Source organism: Atribacterota bacterium, assembly GCA_028703475.1.
In the GTDB taxonomy this organism is placed as follows: Bacteria; Atribacterota; Phoenicimicrobiia; order Phoenicimicrobiales; family Stramentimicrobiaceae; genus JAQVMU01.
Genome location: JAQVMU010000015.1, coordinates 22,388 through 28,234 on the forward strand (window position 1 = coordinate 22,388; position 5,847 = coordinate 28,234).

At 33.2% G+C, this 5,847-nt stretch carries 7 protein-coding genes; 2 read left to right on the plus strand and 5 right to left on the minus strand.

The window, feature by feature from the left end:
- The coding region (locus PHQ99_03215) for an SIMPL domain-containing protein (protein ID MDD4288587.1) at positions 1–569 on the plus strand (569 nt) is incomplete at its 5' end.
- A 127-nt stretch (positions 570–696) separates the two neighbouring features.
- Positions 697–1,743 carry a ribosome small subunit-dependent GTPase A gene (gene rsgA, locus PHQ99_03220; protein ID MDD4288588.1) on the plus strand — a complete coding sequence of 349 codons (1,047 nt, stop codon included), beginning with the start codon at positions 697–699 and terminating at the stop codon, positions 1,741–1,743.
- A 41-nt stretch (positions 1,744–1,784) separates the two neighbouring features.
- Here the strand turns inward: rsgA and PHQ99_03225 are convergent, their stop codons facing one another.
- The 5 genes from PHQ99_03225 to PHQ99_03245 all read right to left on the minus strand — a co-directional run.
- On the minus strand, positions 1,785–2,129 hold the full coding sequence (locus PHQ99_03225; GenBank protein ID MDD4288589.1) for an MliC family protein: 345 nt from the start codon (positions 2,127–2,129) through the stop codon (positions 1,785–1,787).
- Positions 2,116–2,304, minus strand: coding sequence for a 4-oxalocrotonate tautomerase (locus tag PHQ99_03230; GenBank protein ID MDD4288590.1), 189 nt, complete (start codon positions 2,302–2,304; stop codon positions 2,116–2,118). The genes PHQ99_03225 and PHQ99_03230 overlap by 14 nt, the downstream gene beginning before the upstream one ends.
- 179 nt (positions 2,305–2,483) lie before the next feature.
- Entirely contained in the window at positions 2,484–3,446 is a 963-nt protein-coding gene (locus tag PHQ99_03235) for an alpha/beta hydrolase (protein ID MDD4288591.1), read from the minus strand.
- Between the two features lie 56 nt (positions 3,447–3,502).
- Positions 3,503–4,219, minus strand: coding sequence for a DNA alkylation repair protein (locus PHQ99_03240; protein ID MDD4288592.1), 717 nt, complete (start codon positions 4,217–4,219; stop codon positions 3,503–3,505).
- A gap of 197 nt (positions 4,220–4,416) precedes the next feature.
- A partial coding sequence (locus tag PHQ99_03245; GenBank protein ID MDD4288593.1) for a DUF4173 domain-containing protein occupies positions 4,417–5,847 on the minus strand: 1,431 nt, incomplete at its 5' end.

Sequence of the window (5,847 nt, forward strand, 5' to 3'; positions counted from 1 at the left end):
TCGAAACAAAAAGCAAATTGGCAAATGATGCTGTAGAGGAAAATTCCAGAATTGCAACTATGGTTATTAATGCTCTGCTGGATTTTGGCTTACTTGAAAATGATATAAAAACCGGTTCATACAGGTTGCACAGTTATCGTGAACTGCCCAGAGATAATCCAAATATTAATGAAGAATCAATTTTTTACCAGGCTTATAATGAAATTATAGTCTTAACAACTCAGCTGGATTCAGTGGGAGAGTTGATAGATCTTGCTGTTATTTCCGGAGCAAATAATATCAATTATATCAGTTTTGAATTGAAAAATCCGCAGGTATTAATGATGCAAGCCCTTCAAATGGCCACTGAACAGGCCTATCTTAAAGCTGTTTCAATTGCTGAAAGTGCAGGCGAAACAGTAAAGGAACTGTATAGTATAAGAGAAGAAAAAACCGGTTATACACCTGTACGGTTTGGAGATACTATGATTCAAAGGGAGGTTGCCTTGTCGGCGGCACCTACCCCTATATCTCCTGATGATGTAACAGTCAGGGCATCAGTAATGGCGGAATTTTCACTGAATAATTAACATACATGTTCCGGTTTTCTTTCGGTTGAAATAAATTGTTGACCGTATTTACCGTAAGTATTCTATTGTTTAAAAATATTAGTCTACATTATCAGAATATAACTTATTGGAGTTAATAAAAATAAATATGGAGTTTTACAATAAGACAGATTCAGACAATAAAAAAACAGAATTCCAGATCACACTGGTAACCGGGGTATATAAGAACAGTTATACAGTTTCCGGTGATGATAATACTGAAGTACGTGCAGAAATAACCGGAAATTTGCAACATAAGGCTGAAACTCCTCTGGATTATCCTACAGTGGGAGATAAAGTATGTGTCCAGATTTTCAATAATGATTTTGCAGTTATCCATAAAATAATACCCAGAAAATCTGCTTTACTGCGTAAGATGGCCGGGAAAAAAATCTCCATGCAATTAATCGCTGCCAATGTTGATACTGCATTTATCATCCAATCTCTTGACAGCGACTTTAATCTAAGAAGAATAGAAAGATACCTTGCCATTGTCAATGAAGGAAATATCCAGCCAGTTATATTGCTGAGCAAAAGTGATCTTATATCTAATGATGAAATTGTTAATAAAATATCATCAATTTTAGCTTTTATGCCTGAGTTAAAAGTAATCCCTTTCAGTAACTCAACCAGATATAATTTTAAATCTATAACAGATTTATTTGTTACAGGAAAAATCTACTGTCTGCTCGGATCTTCAGGAGTAGGAAAAACAACTTTGATTAACCGGCTTTGCGGTGTTGATATATTTAAAACACAAACCTTGAGAAAAATTGGAAAAGGCAGACATACTACAACTTCACGGCAATTAATATACCTGGCAAATGGTTCTATGATTATTGATACTCCTGGAATGCGAGAGCTGGGTATAGTGAATATACAGTCAGGAATTGAGAATACCTTTGAAGAAATAGCCGTCCTCGCAAAAAAATGTCGTTTTAACAATTGCAGTCATACCAGTGAAAAAGGTTGTGCAGTATTAGAAGCACTTAAACAGGGCAAATTACCAGCAGAAAGATATGAAAATTATATAAAAATGAAAAAAGAATCTGATTATTATGAAATGTCTTATGTTGAAAAACGACGGAAAGACAGGGAATTAGGAAAATTTTATAGAAATGTATTAAAAGGTAATTTAAAAACTAAGAGATGGTAAAATCTTCGTAAAACATCAAAATATACCATCTCTTAGTTTTTTTACTCTTTTAAACTGCATCCCTGATATATTATTTCCCCATCCATCTCTACCATTGCCTCACCTTGATGCTCCCAGAAAATAACCGTTTCATCCTCATTAGCATACCTTGCTCCTGATGCACTTATTGCCTGATTTAATTTGTATTCTTTTCCTTTAATGGACAGCAGGGCTGATTCCGCATCTTGCCCATAAATTATTTTTATTTCCACACCATCAGGACAGGAAAAGAAAAACACATTTTCGTTACTTCTGCCAACAATCCCGGAATTGGAAAAATACATCCAGGTAATTACTCCCAAAGCAATTATTAAAATTAGTACAATTACTTTTTTATTTATTATCACACCTCAATACCCCTGCTTTGGCAAAGTTTTCAAATTCCATTTCTCTGATAATAATACTTACTGCTTCCTTAGGGCAATCCAGAGTTTCAGTGACTGCCTCGGTGACCTTTTTAACCATTTCTCTTTTCTGCTCTACAGTTCTTCCCTTCAATATCTCTACCTGTAAAATTGGCATATTTAAGCCCTCCTGTTTTTTTATATTTCATCAGCAATTATTGAAGCTGATAATACTTTCTATTTCTATTTAACTGCAATATTGTTTATATGTAAAGCAACTCTACTAAAACATTTGTCTTACTATAAAATATCTCAATAATTTAATATTCAGATATAGACAGAGATAGACACAGGGAACTAAATGCCAGGTAGAAAATTAGTGAAATATTCATTAAATAGCTCCGGATGAGTCTCCATAGGACAATGATACGCACGTTCAATAACAACAAACCTTGCATTAGAAATTATCTTTGAAACTGCCTCACCCTGACTGAGCGGAACCCAGCTGTCATCCCTTCCCCAAATACATAAAGTGGGAAGATTTATTGTATTCAAATTACCGAATAATTCTTTATCTGAGGAGTAATTTTTTAAGAGATTTGCAAATGTTAAATATGTATTCTTTATTTTCAGGGGCAGGTAGTATCCGTCTATTTCCTCAAGTGTGGGTTCCTTTCCATATGCTGAAGTCAGAAAAGATTTAATTCTCTTTCGGCTTAAGGCAAATCTGGCAAATATTTTACCTGTAATATTTCTAAGAATTCTGGAACGGGAGAGTATTTTACTAATAAGACTACTATTATGTTCAAATGAACCGGCTACCAGTGTTAAACTAACTGCTTTAAATGGATTTTGCAATACCATTGCAGCCACAACTCCACCACCCATTGAATGGCCAACCAAATGCCAGTTTCCCGGAATATTCAAATCAGCAATTAATTTCCAGATAAGATTTGCTCTATCATTATTACTCTGCTTAGCTGCCGGTTTCCGTTGACTTAAACCAAAACCAGGTAGATCTATCGCTACAACCAGATAACCAAGATTGGCTATTTCCTTTGCTACTTTGCGCCAGCTGAAAGTGGAACCGCCTAATCCATGGATTAGCAGAATATTCCCAATTGGGACTTTATCTTCAGGTTTCCAAATCCGATAATGCATCTCAACATCATCTACTTTTATAAAATGACTATTTTCAAAACGAAGCTCTTCAACAGTATAGGTTTTTGCAAAAGTGTTTATTGACAGTATGGAAGAGCACAATATAAGCAACAATATCATAAATACGATGTTATTCTTTAAAAACAGCCTGATGTTCATTTTTATTCTACCTCTGGCAATGCTCTAATACCATTTCAAAAAAAATCAGAATGTTATCACTTATTTAAGTACCATTGTCGTTTTTCTTCAGGGAATTTTTCAATAGCATAACGCAACATGGTTCTGGGCATACTCAGATAATGTTTTTTAAGAAAATTTTCTTCAGTATCAATATTTCTTTTGCCAACCTCTCTGAGCATCCATCCCACTGCTTTATGGATAAGATCTTCTTTATCTTTTAACAGTATTTCTGCAATTTTCAATGTATCAGTAAAATCATTCTGGGTAATAAAATAAGAAGTGGACATAATCCCAATCCTGCGCTCCCATAAAACATCAGACCTGGCTAATAAATAAAGAGGACTTCTGTCCTGTTCAAACAGATAATCCCCAGCTATTTTACCGGCAGAAATGTCAACCAAATCCCAGTTATTTATATATTCAGTATTGTTCAGATAAAGTTTATATATTTTTTCTCTTTCTTTCTGATCTGCTTTTTTAAAGGTATCTGTTAATATAATAAGGGCAAATAAACGCTCTTCATGAAGAGGTGATTGAAGAAATTCTATCACAGCATCCAGAGATATCGCCCGATATTTCCCGGCAATTTTTCTCACAACTGGCACACGGATACCTAAAAAAATATCCCCTTCCCCATATTCTCCCTTACCGGTCTTGAAGTATCTTTGTAAATGGGCAGCCTGTTCAGGATTTTTTAATATTTGAAACTCTTCCTTTATAGTTTTGATGATATTTTCATTATTCTCCAACATATTGTTACTTCCTCTCCCTCTTTTTTTCTGGCTCTTATTATTTAAGAAACAGGATGTCTGTTTCCGGTTCAAGCAAATCTCCATTTCAAATTGATGACTTCATAAAAAGCTTCTATAATATGTTTATTATCTATAATATTCCCGAATACCTTCTCATATATAATGAGAATAGCATTTTATTAGTCTTCAATTAAAGGTTACTGCTGATAATCTTTATATTGCTCAAATTCTGGAATTTGAGATTGGAGAATTACATTAGCTTTTCTGCGGGATATATTTAATGATTGCCATTGTGAAAGAGCTGAAGAATTGGTATCCTGACTCCGCCAGTACAACTCATGAAAGAGTTCTTTTTTCAGATTATCATCTAAATCATTTAATGCTTCAATAATAACAGGAATAGCATCATCTGAAAGTTGACTTAAATAATTAATATCCATTTTCCCGGTCAATTCAAATCTTTCTATATTTTTTCGGGCAATACAGGAATCCGGATTGATACAATTTATTGCGGTCATAAATAGCATAATAGACAAAAATACATTAAAGGCAAATTTATTATCTGTTATATCTATAAGAATCTTGTAAAGCAACAGGCAGAAGATAATTGCCAGCAGGATAATAAATGAATGGCTATACAATCGCAACGTTGTAAAACCATATGCCTCTTCATACAGGGATAACCGAGTAAAAGCAGAAGCCATTATTAACAATACCTGCAAGATCAGGACAGTAGATAATATTTTAAATCCCGGTATATGTCCGGTTTTCTTTTTAGTGATATATTTTTCGACAGTTATAAGTAAAAGAAAAGAAATACCAGCTACTGTTATTAATTCAAAAAACCCTCTTCGTGCATATTGGGCATAAGTAAAACCATGGGCAGTTATGTTGCTTTCCCCTTTGAAGAGATAAGTTAGCTGAACCAGTATAAAAATAAAAAATAATATATTAATAGAGCAAAGTAAAATAGAAGTCTCTATCTGGTCCAGGGCATGTTTACTATTATTCTCTGGTGCGATAGTTGTTTTATTTTCCTGGCAAAATGAATATGCATAAGCACCAATAAAAACAAACATTACTAACAAAATTAAAAGAAAGCGTAAAAACATTTCCAACTCATTATTAATACCAAATAATCCTGAAACGAATTTTTGAAAAATTAGGTCAGATGAAGATAAAAGCAGTAAAAAAACAAATAGAAAGGGAATTGCTATTAAAAATCCTTTTATAATCTGTGAAAAAACTCTTCGATTTTCTTTAATTCCCCTTTGTAAAAACATATTAAAGAATGTATGCAATGAAGGTTGAAAGAATTTTACAGGTTGTAAAAATATTTTTACATAATCTGCAATTAAAAAATCTTTTATTTTCCCGCAGAAGGATATTTCTGTAATAATAAGCAGTAACACTATGGAAATAATAATGTTAAAAAAGACAAGTAACCCGCTGGAACGAACAAATACCATTGTACTAAAAAATATGAGAAATGTTAGGGGCAGCAAAATTTCTCTACTTACTTTTCTTTTAAAAAATTTGGCAATAAGGAAAAGTCCGGAAATAATGAGTAAAACATATAAAGGAAAAGAAATGCCAGGAATTTTATTATAAAAAAAGTAATCAAAAAG

Bases quoted from the DNA above. Each gene is read 5' to 3' on its own strand.
- rsgA (MDD4288588.1), top strand. From the start codon at position 697: ATGGAGTTTTACAATAAGACAGATTCAGACAATAAAAAAACAGAATTC.
- PHQ99_03230 (MDD4288590.1), bottom strand. From the start codon at position 2,304: ATGCCAATTTTACAGGTAGAGATATTGAAGGGAAGAACTGTAGAGCAG.
- PHQ99_03235 (MDD4288591.1), bottom strand. From the start codon at position 3,446: ATGAACATCAGGCTGTTTTTAAAGAATAACATCGTATTTATGATATTG.
- PHQ99_03240 (MDD4288592.1), bottom strand. From the start codon at position 4,219: ATGTTGGAGAATAATGAAAATATCATCAAAACTATAAAGGAAGAGTTT.